We start from the raw sequence: 14,530 nt of genomic DNA on the forward strand, positions 1-14,530 counted from the left end.
TGATTCACACCGGCATAGAAATTCAAGGGAATCGGTTATTCGTTTGAGCCAGTCGCGTTGCCAAGCGTTGATCCGCAGTTCTGGCAATATTTCTGTCCTTCCAAAATAGCCTCCCCGCATTCAGTACAAGATAGGGATTCCCGGGTTTTATGCCCGCATTGATTACAAAAATGGGCGTTGGCGGAGATTTCCGTATGACATTGGGCGCAGACCCGTTTTTGCTGGGGGATGAATCGAGATAGCGTGTCGCTCACGTTGTTGACTGTATCAACTAAGTAAGCCGAGTAGCGATAAGCCCTTAAAACCAACCAAACACTGACGCAAGCGATCAAGATGATGGCTGAGCTATGGTAAATCGTCCTGCCTAGCGCATTGGCAAAAGGCGCCAATAATTCCCAAAACAGTGCCTGCATTGCAATGACAATCAATAGCGCAGCCAATGGTTCCGCAATGCCTTTCACAAAGGACAACGCGCCACCATTGCTCGGGATGGCTTCTATCAAATATCGCGTAAAAAAATAAAATACCAAGAGTGCGGCTAGTCTAGCCAGAAACCAGATAATATCTGCAGCCTTGAAAGTATTAGCTACTTCCAACTGATGCATGACCGGCACCAGCGTAATTAATTTACCGATTATCAGTATTGTCAAAATAGTGATAAAAAGCTGCGCCGCACGGTGGCATGCATTATTTAATGAGGCAAACATAAGAACTCCAATCCCCTCTTTACAGGGAATAGTATCGGGTTTGAACGCATATTAACGGTTCAACAGATTGATTTCTATCAATCAAATTCAATCTGTTTTTACGAATGCTGTCGGTCAGAGAGGAGAATAACATACAAAATACCCGTGGCATCCGGCTAACGGTATGTTTGCAGGCGACTTTTGGAGATCATTTTTCGATCGATACTGGGCTTTGATTTATTGCTTGGCATGCAATTCCTCCCAATAATCGCACGGCTGTTCGCCGCGATTATTGGCCCAGCAAGCGGTCTATCAGAGAGCATAAATTGTCTGAGAATTCCCGGTTTGTTTGTTCCTGCCGTGCATGTTTTGTCAACCATGAGTTATCATGAAGGCAGTAAAATTTGGCAGGTGGGCACACAATGTTTGATGTTGAAAGGGTTTTTAGCCAGCGCAATCCTCAAACGGGATTAATGGAATGGTTCTTTTTTGCACGGGAAGGCATTTTTGGGCCTTTTAGTAACAAAGAAAAATCCACTGAAGAGCTTAACGCGTTCATTAAAAACTGTATTAAGAACGGTGACGATGGCGGGCGCAAAGCTGGTGTTAAAAATGTAAAACTAAGCCTTGTTCCGATGCGCGAATTTGCATTCAAACGTAAAGAGTAAAAAGCCGCGTGCTAGCGGCTTTGTTTGTTTGAGGGACTCCTCTCCTCTTTGCATCTGAGCAGATGACACATCTGCCACGTTCTTGATAACCACAAAACCATAAGCCACGAAGGTTAGGCTTCTCGAACCTAACACCTCAGTAGTATTGATTCGGGCCGGAGATGTAATCTGCCCTCAGTCATTCAGACCAATTACAATTGGTTGATGCTTAGTTTTTTCGTCTGCGCTTTTCGGATTGATTGGGAATGCTTAGGCACAAAAAAGCCCCGATTTACCGGGCTTCGATTAGCTCATGGGATTGGTCGGGACAGCCTGAAACTTTATTCAATATTCTGAATCTGCTCGCGCATCTGCTCTATCAGCACCTTTAGATCGATCGAAATCTGGGTCATTTCCCGGTCTGCGGATTTCGACCCTAGAGTGTTGGCTTCGCGGTTCATTTCCTGCATTAAAAAATCCAGGCGGCGACCGGTGGGCTCGGGTTGTTTCAGGGTGCGCTGTACTTCGGCAACGTGGGTTTCCAGGCGGTCCAGTTCCTCGGCCACATCGAGTTTTTGCGCCAGCAAGACCAGTTCCTGCTCCAGCCGGTCGAAATTGGGTTCGGCAACCATTTCCAATACTCGGCTGGTCAATTTGCTACGCAGATTGCTTAGCACTTCCGGCATGCGTTTATGGGCGGCCACGACCAGTTGGTTGACTTTCTGGCAGCGGTCTTCCAAGAGTTGGGCCAGTTGTGCGCCTTCGCGAGCCCGCGTTTCCAGCATTTTGTCCAGCGTTGCATTGAGCAGCTGGATAATTTTTTCGCGGAGGGCTTCCTTGTCGGTTTCGGTTTCCTGCTGCACCCCCGGAAATGCCAGGACGTCCAACGCGGAAAACGGCTGCGGACTATTCATCATGGCTTCGATGCCGGCAGTAGCGGCAAGCAATTTCTGCACGATCTCACTGTTGATATTAAAGCCGTTCTCGCTAGTTTGTTTTTTGTAGCTCAACGAACATTCGATTTTGCCGCGTTTCAATTTTTCGGCAACCAGCCTGCGCACATCGGCTTCGGCAAAACGCAATCGCTCGGGTAGCTTGACGCTGACATCGCTATAGCGGTGGTTGACCGAGCGTAATTCGCAAAGGATGGTTAGGTTGTCGGCGCACATTTCGCCATCCGCAAAAGCGGTCATGCTTCTTATCATTTTTCACCTATAATCGTTATGCTTAACCCGCGCATCTTTACTCATGGCCGAATACTACGATCCAGAAACTTATCCTAAGGAATGGAATTACCTGCAATCGGGAACCATTATAGATCAGTACATGATTGAGCGGGAATTAGCGCATGGTGGCTTCAGCTCGGTGTACCTGGCCCGACAGCTGGCCGATCAGATTCAGGTTGCCATCAAGGAATATTTGCCTAGAAAGTTGGCGCATCGTACCTGGAATAACTTGGTGGTGCCCAATAGTGACGAGGCCAGAGTCTTGTTCATGCGTGGCCGAGCTTTGTTCTTTGAGGAAGCCAAGGTCTTGGCGATGCTCAAGCATCACAATATCGTCGATGTGATCAATTTCTTCCAGGCCAATGATACCGTCTATATGGTGATGACTTACGATTACGGCATCACCCTCGACAAAATCCTGCATAAAAAAAGCTTGCCAATTAACGAGGATTTTTTGTTGACCGTGTTCAGGCTGTTGCTGACCGGTATCGAAGTCGTGCATCAAAAAGGCCTGGTGCATCTGGACATCAAGCCTGCCAATATTCTGATTCGTGGCGAAAACGACCCCTTGCTGCTGGATTTCGGTGCGATTCGCAAAATCACGCTGGATCCGCAACGTAATCGCGCCAAGGTGCTGACCAACGGTTACTCACCGATCGAGCAATACGACAATGATGGCAATCTCGGGCCGTGGTCGGATATTTATGCGGTGGGGGCCAGCATGCGTGCCTGTCTGGATTATAAGATTCCGATACCGTCGCCGGAACGGCTCAAACAGGACGATTTGCCGCTCGCTGCCAAAGTGTATAAGCGTCGTTTTCCGGAATATCTGCTCAAGGCCATAGATTGGTCGATGGCGGTTCTTCCGGAAAACCGGCCGCAAAGTGTCGCTGAATTACAGCAAGCCTTGAGCCCTGGCGACCCGGCGCAATAGTTAAAATTCGGCCGAGTAAAGCCAGTATAATGCCGGCATTTTCAGACTGGCGAGATCATCATGAGACCAAGCGGACGCAATCCCGATCAATTACGCGAAATACGCTTTACCTGTAATTACACCAAGCATGCCGAAGGCTCGGTGTTAGTGGAGTTTGGCGATACACGGGTTTTGTGCACCGCCAGCGTCGACAATGGCGTTCCGCGCTTTCTGAAAGGCAAGGGCGAGGGCTGGGTTACCGCTGAATACGGCATGCTCCCGCGCTCCACTCACAGCCGGATGGACCGCGAGGCGGGGCGCGGTAAACAAGGCGGCCGCACCTTGGAAATCCAACGTCTTATCGGTCGCTCATTACGGGCCGCGATAGACCTTAAAGCGCTGGGCGAAAACACCATCACCATCGATTGCGACGTGATCCAGGCCGACGGTGGCACCCGTACCGCCTCGATCACCGGCGGTTTCGTCGCGCTGTCGATTGCCATCGAGCATCTATTAAAAACCCACAAGATCAAGAAAAACCCGTTGCACGGCCAAGTGGCTTCGGTGTCGGTGGGTATATATAGCGGCGTGCCGGTGCTGGATCTGGATTATGCCGAAGATCATCAAGCCGAAACCGATATGAACGTGGTGATGAATGACGCCGGCCACTTTATCGAAGTGCAAGGCACAGCCGAAGGCCACGCCTTTAGAAAAGACGAACTCAACGCCATGTTGGAATTGGCCGAATTCGGTATCAACCAACTTTTGGAAAAACAACAGGCAGCATTACAAGAAGCCAAAAAGCCGGCCCCACTTCGCGTCGTGCTGTAATCGGGATGAGTTCGATTGTTTTAGCCAGCGGCAATCGCGGCAAAATCCGCGAGATTCAAGCCATCCTGCAAAACGATAAAATCCTGCCGCAATCGCAGTTTAACGTGGCCGAGCCGGAAGAAACCGGCGAGACCTTTATCGAAAACGCCATCATCAAGGCTCGCAACGCTGCCGCGCATTGCAATTTGCCGGCTATAGCCGATGACTCCGGCCTGGTGGTGGATGCGTTAGATGGCGCGCCCGGCGTCATTTCGGCACGTTATGCCGGTGTCGGCGCCTCGGACCAAGCCAATCTGGACAAGTTGCTGGAAGAAATGCGCGACGTGCCGGACGCTGAACGCACGGCCCGCTTCATTTGCGTGATGGTTTATCTGCGCCATGCGCTGGACCCGACGCCTATCGTTGCCCAGGGCGTTTGGGAAGGCCGGATTCTGCATCACGCGGTAGGCGAAAACGGTTTTGGCTACGACCCGGTTTTCTGGGTGGACGAATATCAGTGTTCTTCGGCGCAATTGGCGCCGGAGCTGAAAAACGCTCTCAGTCATCGCGGCCAAGCTTTACGGGCGCTGAGCCGACAACTTGCCGGGCAGTGAACAGGCTGTATCGGGTTGCCGGGTATTTTGCCGGTGGACAAGCCGTCAACGACGTCATACCGCTCGGCAACGGCCTGATCAATGACACCTTCCTGGTAAAGGCCGGCGATGTGCAATTTGTGCTGCAAGGCATCAATGGCCGGGTGTTTCCGGAACCGGAACAAGTGGTTGCCAATCTCCAGCAGCTCAATCGCCACATCGCCCAGCAAGCGTCGGCAAGCGTGTGTTTAAGGATTCCGGCGCTGCTGTCGGCCGACGCCGGTCAGGCTTATTATCGGGACGAAGACGGGCAAATCTGGCGAGCGCTACAATTGATCGAACCGGCCGAGAGCCGCGAACAACTTGGTAATAGCGAGGAAGCTGCTCAAGTCGGCTTTGCATTAGCGCATTTTCATCGTCTGTGCGGCACATTATCTCCAGAGGCGTTGCATGACACGCTGCCGGGTTTTCATATCACGCCGACTTATCATCAAAATTATCTGACATTGCTGGAGCTGCCGCTGCAAGTGCCAGTGGATGCGGAATTTCGGCAGTGCCAAGGCTTTATCGAACGCGTCCAAGATCGAATTTCGGTATTGGAACAAGCCAAGCAACGCGGCGAGTTGCGGGAGCGGGTCATCCACGGCGACCCGAAGCTGAATAATTTTCTGTTCGAGCCGGGTAGCAATCGCATCGTCAGCCTGATCGATCTGGATACCGTCAAACCGGGGTTGGTACATTACGACATCGGCGATTGCCTGCGTTCCTGTTGCCACATTCCGCAAACCAATCAATTCGATCTGCCGCGTTGCCAGATCATTCTGGAAAACTACCTGCAAGAAGCCGCCGATTTTTTCAGCGCGAACGATTACGACTATTTATACCCCGCCATCTGGCTGATCCCGTTTGAGTTAGGGCTGAGATTTTTCAGCGATTATTTGAATGGCGATCAATATTTCAAAGTCGCCGCGCCGCGGCAAAACTTAAACCGGGCGCTTGCTCAGTTTGCTTTATGCGACAGCATAGACCGACAAAAAGGCGTGTTGCAGCAATGGATAGCCGGCTTGGGCTATCAATAGGGGCGGGCCGAGACGCAGCAAATGAAACCGCGTGTTGGGATAGACAGCGGCGCGCCCCCGCGTGCAAAATTGCATATTTAGTGAATATGCACTTCCCGAGATTTAGTTTTATCGCTTCTTTCCAGGGTATAGTCGTCCTGGTCACCGGGTATCGGCGTGCCGTCGCTGTTGAGTTGAACGAGGGTGCCTTCGTCTTTGATGCTGAATTGACGTTTGAGGTCGTTCTTGTTGGATGTTAACGAAAGGGTGTGGGTCTTATCGTCCCAGTCGTATTTGCCTTTGTCGTAATATTCCCTGGAGGAGGCTTTGGCATACTGGGTAACCAGTAAGTAATTGTTCTTTTGTTTCAAAGACAGCGTCATTTTGAAACCGTCGCAATCTTTTTCCTTGCAAGGCAAATAGCCATAAAAAACGCCGCGAAAGCCTTCGGTTTTATCTGCCAGATTGGTGTGAGCAGAATGATCCATGGATTGTTGATGAATCATTTCCCGCGCCTTGAGGGTTTTTTCCTGGAGTTGCTTATCGGACTCCGCCCACGCGACATTCAGCGCCGGTAGCAAGGCGCCGAAAAAAATCAAAGTCACATTTTTTTTAATTTTTCTAGTGAATGTTTGCATATAAGATTTTTCTGTTTTTGTGAATAAACTGGTCGGGTTTAAAGCGTCTCCATACTGGTTGGGATTACCCTTGCATGGGGCAGGATACCATAGCGAAGCTTATCTCCTAATGTAGCCCGGCGTCTATCGACGATAAGCCTGGGCTTCGCGGCGCAAATCATCGAGTTGCCGCTCGCGGTAGTAAAGGTCGTCTCGCAGCCTATCGTGTTTGCGGTCCAAATCACGAATGTCGTCGCGAATTCGCGCACGTTCCCTATCGCTCAATTTCTTGTCTCGCAGCAGGCTTTCTTTACTGGACAGGTCGCTATCGATCCTATCGAGTTCAGTACGAACGCCATGCACGGCATAGGCGGCGGCATGGTAATGTCCAAACAAGCCATCGATGGCCGGTGGGCAGACATGATGATACGGGTAGCCATTCAAGCCAACGTTGAAGGCATTGTCCAGCCGGCAATAATCCCGCAGCCCTTGTTCGCGACCGGCCAAATAAGCGTCATTGCGAACCGCAATGCCATATTCATAACAAGCCTTGGCATGATCGGACAGGCGGCTGGTGGTTTCCCCGGCAAGACCGTCTTTGACGCCCACACCAAACCAATCGCCACGCATGCAATCTTCCTGGCTGAGCGTGGCGCAGCCGCTTAAAACGATGAGACTCAACAGCGCGGTGATACGACGCAAAGGATTTCTACTCGGTTGAGTTAAGGATTGTTCATGTTAGTTCGAGTGGCTCGAAAAATAAACATAAAGGCCTACCTTGTGCGTCAATTTCAACCGATTGCCCGGATACGGTAGAGAGCGATAGGCTAAAGCAATTCCCGGTCATTGACCAATCGGGCATTGGGTATAAGCCGAGTTGGCCCGGAGGTGGGACAATCAAGATTCACTGCAGAGCGTCATCGGGGGAATGAAAATAGATTTCCAAAGCCCCCGAGTTTTCTTTCAACGCTTAATGCCCGGATGAAGGCGCGACGCCTTCGACGCTAAATCCCTGGATTTCGACGCTGATACCGCGATCCGGCGCAGCCAATAGGAAATCGGCAATGGTTTCCAGAATATCCAGATCGATAAATTGAGCCTTGGCGCCGTCGATCCGTAAATCGCTGTCATCGGGTACTTCGCCCAGATATTTACGCAACAAAGCCTTGTTCAGGAACGACACGTCTTTATGCAGCCGCAACAGATAATGCGGGCCATGCTGGGTCAAGGTGATCGCGGCATGGAAATTGGCACGCAACACGAAGAAGAAGCCGCAGGCCATGCCGACGGCAATGCCTTCCAATAAGTCGGTGGCTAAAATGGCGACGATGGAGATCGCAAACGGCAGAAACTGATTCCAGCCTTTGCGGTAAAACTCCACGAATAATGCCGGCTTGGCTAGTTTATAGCCGGTTTGCAGCAAAATTGCCGCCAGGCAGGCCAACGGGATCATGTTCAGATATTTGGCAAAGAACAGCACGCTCACCATCAACAACACGCCGTGGAAAAAGCTTGATATTTTGGTCTGACCGCCGGCATTGATGTTGGCGGAACTGCGGACGATCACCGCAGTGATCGGCAGACCGCCCACCAAACCGCTGATCATATTGCCCAATCCTTGCGCTTTAAGCTCGCGGTTGGTCGGCGCGATGCGTTTATGCGGATCCAGTTTATCGACCGCTTCTATACTGAGTAGCGTTTCCAGGCTGGCGATAATCGCAATGGTCACCGCAACGCTGTAAATCTTAGGATTGGTAAAATAACTAAAATCCGGCAGGCGCAACTGGTTGATAAAATTAGCGGTGCTGCCCAGCTCCGGCAGCGAGACCAGATGTTTTTCGGTGATGATCCATTCAGGCGCAAAATGCAGGGCAAGCGAGTTGAAACTGATCCCCCAAATCACCGCCAGCAGCGGACCCGGAATCAGCTTTAACAATTTGAACTGTTTGATAAAGCCGGTTTCCCAAATGATCAGAATCAATAATGCCACGACGCTGACGATGGTCACGCCGGGGGTAATCCCTTCCAGCGCCTGCGTCAGTTCAAAGAAGCTCGATTCGGCAGTCTCCTGCATGTAGCTTTCGTCGCCCTCGAAGCTGGTGTCGTAACCGGTGGCGTGTGGGATTTGTTTGATGATCAGGATCAAACCGATCGCGGCCAGCATGCCTTTGATCACCGAAGCCGGAAAGAAGGCGCCAATTACGCCGGCTTTTAGAAACCCCAGTATGATTTGTATACCGCCAGCAATCACCAGGCTCAGTAAAAACCCGCCGAAGCCACCCAAGGTTTCGATGGCTTCAAATACAATGACCGTCAGACCCGCCGCCGGCCCGGAGACGCTCAATTGCGAGCCGCTGGCCCAGGAAACCAGCAAGCCGCCGACCAGCCCGGCAATAATCCCCGAAAACAGCGGCGCGCCGGAAGCTAACGCTACTCCCAGGCATAATGGCAAGGCGACCAGGAAGACCACGATACTGGCGGGCAGATCCTGGTGCAGATGTTTCAAATAATCATTTGAATGAGTTGTCATTGGCTTACTCAGTAGTTACGAAAACCGAAATGCTAATCGGCGTATCGATAAATCGGATTGATCTGGGTGTTGTGGTCCAGTTTGATCAATTCGGCGATTAAACCGTCATTCAGACCGTAGACCCAGCCGTGCAACGTGGGTTTGTGGCCATGTTTCCAGGCCGATTGGATGATAGAGGTATGAGCCAGGCGGTAAACCTGTTCGATGATGTTGAGTTCGATTAAACGATCGGTTTTTTTCGCCGGATCGATCGCTTCCAGCTCTTCCTGATGCAGGCGATAGACGTCCTTAATATGCAACAGCCATTTATTGGCGATCACCAAATCGGATCTTTGCGGCTGTAAGGCGGCTTTAACGCCGCCGCAGCCGTAATGCCCGCAGACGATGACGTGTTTAACCTTTAATGCCGAAATCGCGTATTGCAAAACGCTCAGGCAATTGAAGTCAGTCGTGATGACTTGATTGGCGATATTGCGATGCACAAAGATCTCGCCGGGTTGGGCGTTGACCACGGTTTCCGCCGGCACCCGGCTATCCGCGCAACCTATCCACAAAAAATCGGGTTTTTGTTCCTTCGCCAGTTGTGTAAAAAAAGAAGGGTCTTTTCGGCTGATCTCTTCAGACCAGGCTTTGTTTTCGAGCAGCAATTTCGCAGGGGTATGCATTTTTGTCGTCCTGTATTCAATGATTCAAGGTGTCGTAGAGTCAATTCGGCCGTGATTGTTCAAAGCGCGAATCGTTAAAAGCAATACTATATCGAATCGAAACTATATGGCAATCATTTTACGGTTCCTTCGCTCTGCAAGGCTAAAACTGTGGCATGCAGACTTTGTTTCGATTCAGCGATCAACTGTGTCGGGCTATGCAAGCGTTGTAACCAGGCCTGCAAACTGGTTTCTTGCCAAGCTAAAAGCCATTGTGGGTATACCCCCACGATTAACACCAGCAAAGCTGCCGCCGCCAGCAAACACAGCTCGCGGGCGCGTAAGTCCTCGGTTCTGGCGACCGCCTCGTGGACAATCGGTCCGAAAAAGGCTCGTCTGACAAAGCCTAATAGATAGGCCGCGCCCAATATCGCACCGAACAGTGCCACGACCGCCAGCGCCGGATAAGCTTGCAAGGCGCCAAGTATCATCATTAACTCGGCCGGAAAGCCATTGGTGCCGGGCAGGCCGAGACTGGATAAGGCAAACAGAAAAAACAAGGTCGTCAGCCTCGGCAGCGGCTTCGCTAGTCCGCCGAGATGAGTCAGATCGGTGCTGCCCAAGCGCTGTTGCAGCATGCCGGCGATCAACATCAAGCTGCCGGCGACGATGCCGAAATTCAGCAATTGCATCACCGCGCCTTGCAAGCCTTGCAGATTGAACGCAGCGATGCCGACGATTACCAGGCCGACATGGCTGATACTGGCATAGGCCAGCAAACGGCGCAGATTGGTTTGTTGCAAGGCGATCAAGGCGCCGTAAATCAGCGTGATGGCGCCGGCTATCGCCAGTGGCCAGCGATGTTCCAAGGCTGCTTGCGGGGTCAGCGGAATCGCGAAGCGGACGATACCGTAGACGCCCAACTTCAGACCAACCAGCAAGGCGCTTAGAAAAGCCGGCGCTTCCATCGCGACGGTCGGCAGCCAGGTGTGAAACGGCAATAGCGGAGCTTTCACCGCAAAACCGACGATTAGCAGCAGGAAGATTGCGCTCTGCATCGACGCTTCTATCGGCGTATTCAGCAAGATCGGCAAGCTGAAGCCTAAGTCTTCCGGAATCGCGCCGCCGCTGTGTTGGGCATGATTGATGGCCAGCATGATGATCGCAAACAGTAGCGGCACGCCGCCGAACAGCATGTACAGCGTATATTTCATCGCCGCGTGCCGACGCTCCGCGCCGATGCCCCATAAGCCGACCAAAAAGAAAATAGGCGGCAGCGTCAATTCCCAGAACAAGAAAAACAAGGCCAGATCCAGCGCGGTAAACACGCCGATGGTGACGCTTTCCAACACCAGCATCAGCGCCAGTTGAAAGCGGTTTAAATGCTGTACGCTGTTCCAGCTCGCCAACAAGGCCATCAGACTCAGTAGGGCCGTCATCGGCAAAAACAGTATCGAGATGCCGTCCACACCGAGTTGGTAATGGATATTCAGGCCGGGTATCCACGGATAGTCTTCCTGCAATTGAAAGCCGCCGTGTTCGGGATTGAAACGATGGACCGCTGCCAGGGTGAGCAGCAATTCCACGATGGCAACCAGCAGCGCGCCGCGCTTGGCCCGGCGGCTGTCCTTGATAAATGCCAGCGACAACGCGCCCAATAAGGGCCAGGCCAGACATAAGGAGAGCAAGGGGAAGCTGTCAATCATGATCTGGGCCGTTCATATGGTGGCGATGTTCAGGATAATGTTCGCCGATTTCCTTGGCTTCCTGATCGATATATTTCAACCAGGGTGTGGTGTAAAAACCGGTGCCGATCAGCAGGCCGCATATCGTCACGGCAATGATACGTTCCTTGACTACCGGGTGGTGAATGCTGCCGTAAGGCTGCACGAAGCGTCTGGGGTGGGCGATGAACAGCCGCTGGAACGCCCAGAGCAAAAACGCCGCCCCCAACACGTTGCCCAGCAAGATCGCAATCGCAATATACCAACCGTGTTCCTCGATAGTGCCTTCGATCAGCAAATGCGCCGCATCGAAGCCCGGCGTGCCGGGCATCACCATCGTGCTCAACGCCGAAATCAAAAATAGCAAGGCGATCGTCGAATTGGTTTCGAACAATCCGCCCAGACGCGGTAGAAACGAGGTGCGGGTGCGTTCGTAAATCAAACCGATGCTGAACAGCATGCCCGCCGTGGCCAGGCCGTAGGCAATCGACAACAGAATGCTGCCTTCCAGCGCAAAATCGTTGAACGAAAACACGCCGATGACCAGCATGCCGGTATGGCTGATCACCGCGAATGCCAGCAGCCGGCGCATATTGATCTGCATCAACGCCAGCAAGGCGCCGTAAAAAATACCGATCAGCCCCAGGTCGACCACAAAATGTACCCATTGCTCGGCGGCGCCCGGTACTAGCGGCAGGATGAAACGAATCATCGCGTAAACGCCCAGTTTCAAACCGGTCAGAAATATTGCCACGCTGGCAGCGGTGCCGTGTTCGGCCAACAAAGGCAGCCAGGCGTGAAACGGAAACAGCGGCGTACGCACCGCAAAGCCGAAGAACAGCAGGATGAAAATCAGGGTTTCGTTCGGGATAGCCAGGTTGTGATGCTTCAAGATTAGCCAGTCGAAACTCAGGTCCATGCCGCTTTGCGCCAAGCCGAAACTCAGCAAGACAAACCCCGCCAGACTCATCGCCAAGCCGGACAGCCAGTATTGCAACACCGCTTTCACCACCCGGTTGCGTTGCTTGCCGGTACCGGCGGAGATCGTCAATAACACCACCGGTACCAGTTCCAGCAAGCACCAGAACCAGAATTGCAGCGTATTCAGCGCCGCGAATGCGCCGATCAGAATGCCTTGATAAGCCAATAGACAGGCCATGAACAAACGGTCTTGGTGATGGCGGGTGATCAAGGTATAGACCAGCGCCAGCAATCCCAGAATCGCGGTCAGCGGAATGAATAAAATATTGGTGCCGTCGACGCCGACCCGGTAATTCATGCCGAACCATTGAAGATGCTCGGCAAGATGGATGCCCGGTGCCCGGGAGTCGAAGATCAGCAACAGATAGATGCTGAGCAGCACGTTCAACAGCGCGCCACCGAAGGCTAGTCGCACGCTGTAAATCGGCTTGGCGAGTACTACCGCCAGCATGGTCAGCAGCGGTACCAGCGTCAAAACGGTGAGCAAGGGCACGGCGGCCACCGCGGACCAGAAAACAATATCGGTATTCATCGGTATCCCAGCGCCACCATCAGGGTAATCAAGACAAACAGCGCCAGATAGCGCGGCTGCAACAATAACTGCTCGAAGCGGTTGGCGGCCTGACCCAGCCGGCGGCCGATCCGAATCGAATCGCGGCCGATGCCGCGCAAAATGAAGTGATATTCAAACCAGTTCAGTAAGGCGGCCGTCCACTGCGCCAGTTTGCCGGCCAGGCCGCTGCCTTGCGCGAAGCTGTCCTCGGCGCTATCCAGGTTGGCGCCCATTTTTTGTTCTTCCCATTCTGCCAGCGAGGACACGGCCTTGATCGCCGGTGCCGGCGCGCCCAGAGCGGGATCGACGATGTACTCGTCGATATAACGCACATCCTTGGCCAGTCTCAACACCGGCTTGACCAGCAACCAATCCATCGCCGGCTCCAGCCAGCCGCGCTGCAAGGAGGCGACAAACGCCCAGCGGCAATTCGCCAGGATAGGCGCGACAGGCGCTATCGGTTGGCCATGGGTGTTGTGCAGGATGGACGGCGCGGTCAGCAGCAGATAACAGCGCACCACGGCATGGGCGCCCAGATGCCAGGCCGCCAAGTCCCAAAATCCCAGGCCGCATTCGACGAACATCAAGCCTAACTGTGCGGAGGTCGCGAAAATCTGCGAGCTTTTAATGTCGGTTTGGCTCAAGCCCACCCAATAGCTGTAGATTGCCGTCAGACCGCCAACCACCGCCAGCAGCAGCATCGCCAGCGGCGCCTGCATAAACAATGGCTGTAATTGAATCACCAAAAACACTCCGGCATGGATTATCGTGCCGCCGTAAAAAATCGCGCTGGACGGTGTCGGGCCTTCCATCGCTCGGGCCAGCCAAGGCGTAAACGGAATCTGCGCGGATTTAGCAAATGCCGCCAAGGCAAAGCTCAACGCCAGCAGCGTGGCGTCGCCCGGATCGAGATCGTTGGCGCTGAGATTGATGAATTGCCAGTCGGCGCTTTCCAGCCAAGCCAAGGACAGGCATATCGCCAGGATAAAACCGCAATCGCCGACGCGGTTGGTGACAAACACGCGGGTGGCGTTATGCGCGGCGATCGGCCTGTCGTAGGCGTAGGCGATCAGCCAATAGGAGCAGACCCCGGCGATTTCCCAGGCAATAAAGGTGAACACCGCGTTGCCGGACAACACCAATAGCAGCATCGCCGCCGCGAACAGACTAAGGATGAAAAAAAAGCGGTGGAAACCGGCCTCGCGGTGCATGTAATTCACCGAGAAACGCATCGCGATTAATAGTAGCAATGAGAACACGCTGGCTAGCGCCAGATTGAAACCGCCGGTCGTCAGTTTGAAGGCGATTGTCAGCTTGCCGCTGCTCAGCCAGGTGCCGTAAGTGACCGAATCGGCGAGCTGGCCGGATAAATCGGCCGTTAATAAGGCCAATGCTGTCAGTACCGACAGAGCGATAGCCGTAACGGCGAGGCGCGCGCTGGTTTTCTCGCCGGCTTCGCCGCCGACAATCCGGAAAAAATTTAGGCCGCCAATCAATACGGCGGCCAGCAACGGCAACAGCGGAATTAGAAACGCCCAGACAGCCATA

At 53.0% G+C, this 14,530-nt stretch carries 14 protein-coding genes; 5 read left to right on the plus strand and 9 right to left on the minus strand.

What is annotated here, in order from left to right; translation table 11 throughout:
* Positions 1–35: 35 nt before the first annotated feature.
* Positions 36–707, minus strand: a complete 672-nt coding sequence (locus QZJ86_RS00795; protein ID WP_301935780.1) for a zinc ribbon domain-containing protein — start codon at positions 705–707, stop codon at positions 36–38.
* Between the two features lie 401 nt (positions 708–1,108).
* Between QZJ86_RS00795 and QZJ86_RS00800 the strand changes: the two genes are divergently transcribed.
* Positions 1,109–1,354, plus strand: a complete 246-nt coding sequence (locus QZJ86_RS00800) for a hypothetical protein (RefSeq protein WP_301935781.1) — start codon at positions 1,109–1,111, stop codon at positions 1,352–1,354.
* A gap of 320 nt (positions 1,355–1,674) precedes the next feature.
* On the opposite strand, the gene QZJ86_RS00805 is transcribed toward QZJ86_RS00800, so the two are convergent.
* Positions 1,675–2,526 carry a YicC/YloC family endoribonuclease gene (locus tag QZJ86_RS00805; RefSeq protein WP_301935782.1) on the minus strand — a complete coding sequence of 284 codons (852 nt, stop codon included), beginning with the start codon at positions 2,524–2,526 and terminating at the stop codon, positions 1,675–1,677.
* A 55-nt stretch (positions 2,527–2,581) separates the two neighbouring features.
* On the opposite strand from QZJ86_RS00805, the gene QZJ86_RS00810 reads away from it, so the two are divergent.
* From QZJ86_RS00810 to QZJ86_RS00825, 4 genes are read left to right on the plus strand one after another with little or no spacing between them, the layout of a single operon-like run.
* Positions 2,582–3,493 carry a serine/threonine protein kinase gene (locus tag QZJ86_RS00810; RefSeq protein WP_301935783.1) on the plus strand — a complete coding sequence of 304 codons (912 nt, stop codon included), beginning with the start codon at positions 2,582–2,584 and terminating at the stop codon, positions 3,491–3,493.
* Positions 3,494–3,553: 60 nt separating this feature from the next.
* Positions 3,554–4,303 carry a ribonuclease PH gene (gene rph / locus QZJ86_RS00815; protein ID WP_301935784.1) on the plus strand — a complete coding sequence of 250 codons (750 nt, stop codon included), beginning with the start codon at positions 3,554–3,556 and terminating at the stop codon, positions 4,301–4,303.
* Positions 4,304–4,308: 5 nt separating this feature from the next.
* Positions 4,309–4,896, plus strand: a complete 588-nt coding sequence (gene rdgB, locus QZJ86_RS00820; protein ID WP_301935785.1) for an RdgB/HAM1 family non-canonical purine NTP pyrophosphatase — start codon at positions 4,309–4,311, stop codon at positions 4,894–4,896.
* Entirely contained in the window at positions 4,893–5,954 is a 1,062-nt protein-coding gene (locus tag QZJ86_RS00825) for a phosphotransferase enzyme family protein (RefSeq protein WP_301935786.1), read from the plus strand. Before rdgB ends, QZJ86_RS00825 begins: the two co-directional genes overlap by 4 nt.
* Before the next feature lie 77 nt (positions 5,955–6,031).
* On the opposite strand, the gene QZJ86_RS00830 is transcribed toward QZJ86_RS00825, so the two are convergent.
* The 7 genes from QZJ86_RS00830 to QZJ86_RS00860 form a co-directional block, all read right to left on the minus strand.
* Positions 6,032–6,571: a copper resistance protein NlpE gene (locus QZJ86_RS00830; RefSeq protein WP_301935787.1), complete on the minus strand. Its 540-nt coding sequence runs from the start codon at positions 6,569–6,571 to the stop codon at positions 6,032–6,034.
* 123 nt (positions 6,572–6,694) lie between these two features.
* On the minus strand, positions 6,695–7,252 hold the full coding sequence (locus QZJ86_RS00835) for a DUF2799 domain-containing protein (RefSeq protein WP_301935788.1): 558 nt from the start codon (positions 7,250–7,252) through the stop codon (positions 6,695–6,697).
* 268 nt (positions 7,253–7,520) lie between these two features.
* Positions 7,521–9,080 carry a SulP family inorganic anion transporter gene (locus tag QZJ86_RS00840; protein WP_301935789.1) on the minus strand — a complete coding sequence of 520 codons (1,560 nt, stop codon included), beginning with the start codon at positions 9,078–9,080 and terminating at the stop codon, positions 7,521–7,523.
* 32 nt (positions 9,081–9,112) lie between these two features.
* Positions 9,113–9,745 carry a carbonate dehydratase gene (can, locus tag QZJ86_RS00845; protein WP_301935790.1) on the minus strand — a complete coding sequence of 211 codons (633 nt, stop codon included), beginning with the start codon at positions 9,743–9,745 and terminating at the stop codon, positions 9,113–9,115.
* 113 nt (positions 9,746–9,858) lie between these two features.
* Entirely contained in the window at positions 9,859–11,430 is a 1,572-nt protein-coding gene (locus QZJ86_RS00850) for a complex I subunit 4 family protein (protein WP_301935791.1), read from the minus strand.
* Positions 11,423–12,961 (minus strand): complex I subunit 4 family protein, encoded by a 1,539-nt coding sequence (locus QZJ86_RS00855; protein WP_301935792.1) that lies wholly within the window; start codon positions 12,959–12,961, stop codon positions 11,423–11,425. The genes QZJ86_RS00850 and QZJ86_RS00855 overlap by 8 nt, the downstream gene beginning before the upstream one ends.
* On the minus strand, positions 12,958–14,529 hold the full coding sequence (locus tag QZJ86_RS00860; RefSeq protein ID WP_301935793.1) for a proton-conducting transporter transmembrane domain-containing protein: 1,572 nt from the start codon (positions 14,527–14,529) through the stop codon (positions 12,958–12,960). The genes QZJ86_RS00855 and QZJ86_RS00860 overlap by 4 nt, the downstream gene beginning before the upstream one ends.
* Position 14,530 lies beyond the last annotated feature (1 nt).

Origin of the sequence: Methylomonas montana (assembly GCF_030490285.1) — a bacterium.
GTDB classification, from domain to species: domain Bacteria; phylum Pseudomonadota; class Gammaproteobacteria; order Methylococcales; family Methylomonadaceae; genus Methylomonas; species Methylomonas montana.

Coding starts and splice junctions, on each gene's coding strand:
- QZJ86_RS00795 (WP_301935780.1), bottom strand. CDS start 707: ATGTTTGCCTCATTAAATAATGCATGCCACCGTGCGGCGCAGCTTTTT.
- QZJ86_RS00800 (WP_301935781.1), top strand. CDS start 1,109: ATGTTTGATGTTGAAAGGGTTTTTAGCCAGCGCAATCCTCAAACGGGA.
- QZJ86_RS00805 (WP_301935782.1), bottom strand. CDS start 2,526: ATGACCGCTTTTGCGGATGGCGAAATGTGCGCCGACAACCTAACCATC.
- QZJ86_RS00810 (WP_301935783.1), top strand. CDS start 2,582: ATGGCCGAATACTACGATCCAGAAACTTATCCTAAGGAATGGAATTAC.
- rph (WP_301935784.1), top strand. CDS start 3,554: ATGAGACCAAGCGGACGCAATCCCGATCAATTACGCGAAATACGCTTT.
- rdgB (WP_301935785.1), top strand. CDS start 4,309: ATGAGTTCGATTGTTTTAGCCAGCGGCAATCGCGGCAAAATCCGCGAG.
- QZJ86_RS00830 (WP_301935787.1), bottom strand. CDS start 6,571: ATGCAAACATTCACTAGAAAAATTAAAAAAAATGTGACTTTGATTTTT.
- QZJ86_RS00840 (WP_301935789.1), bottom strand. CDS start 9,080: ATGACAACTCATTCAAATGATTATTTGAAACATCTGCACCAGGATCTG.
- can (WP_301935790.1), bottom strand. CDS start 9,745: ATGCATACCCCTGCGAAATTGCTGCTCGAAAACAAAGCCTGGTCTGAA.
- QZJ86_RS00850 (WP_301935791.1), bottom strand. CDS start 11,430: ATGATTGACAGCTTCCCCTTGCTCTCCTTATGTCTGGCCTGGCCCTTA.
- QZJ86_RS00855 (WP_301935792.1), bottom strand. CDS start 12,961: ATGAATACCGATATTGTTTTCTGGTCCGCGGTGGCCGCCGTGCCCTTG.
- QZJ86_RS00860 (WP_301935793.1), bottom strand. CDS start 14,529: ATGGCTGTCTGGGCGTTTCTAATTCCGCTGTTGCCGTTGCTGGCCGCC.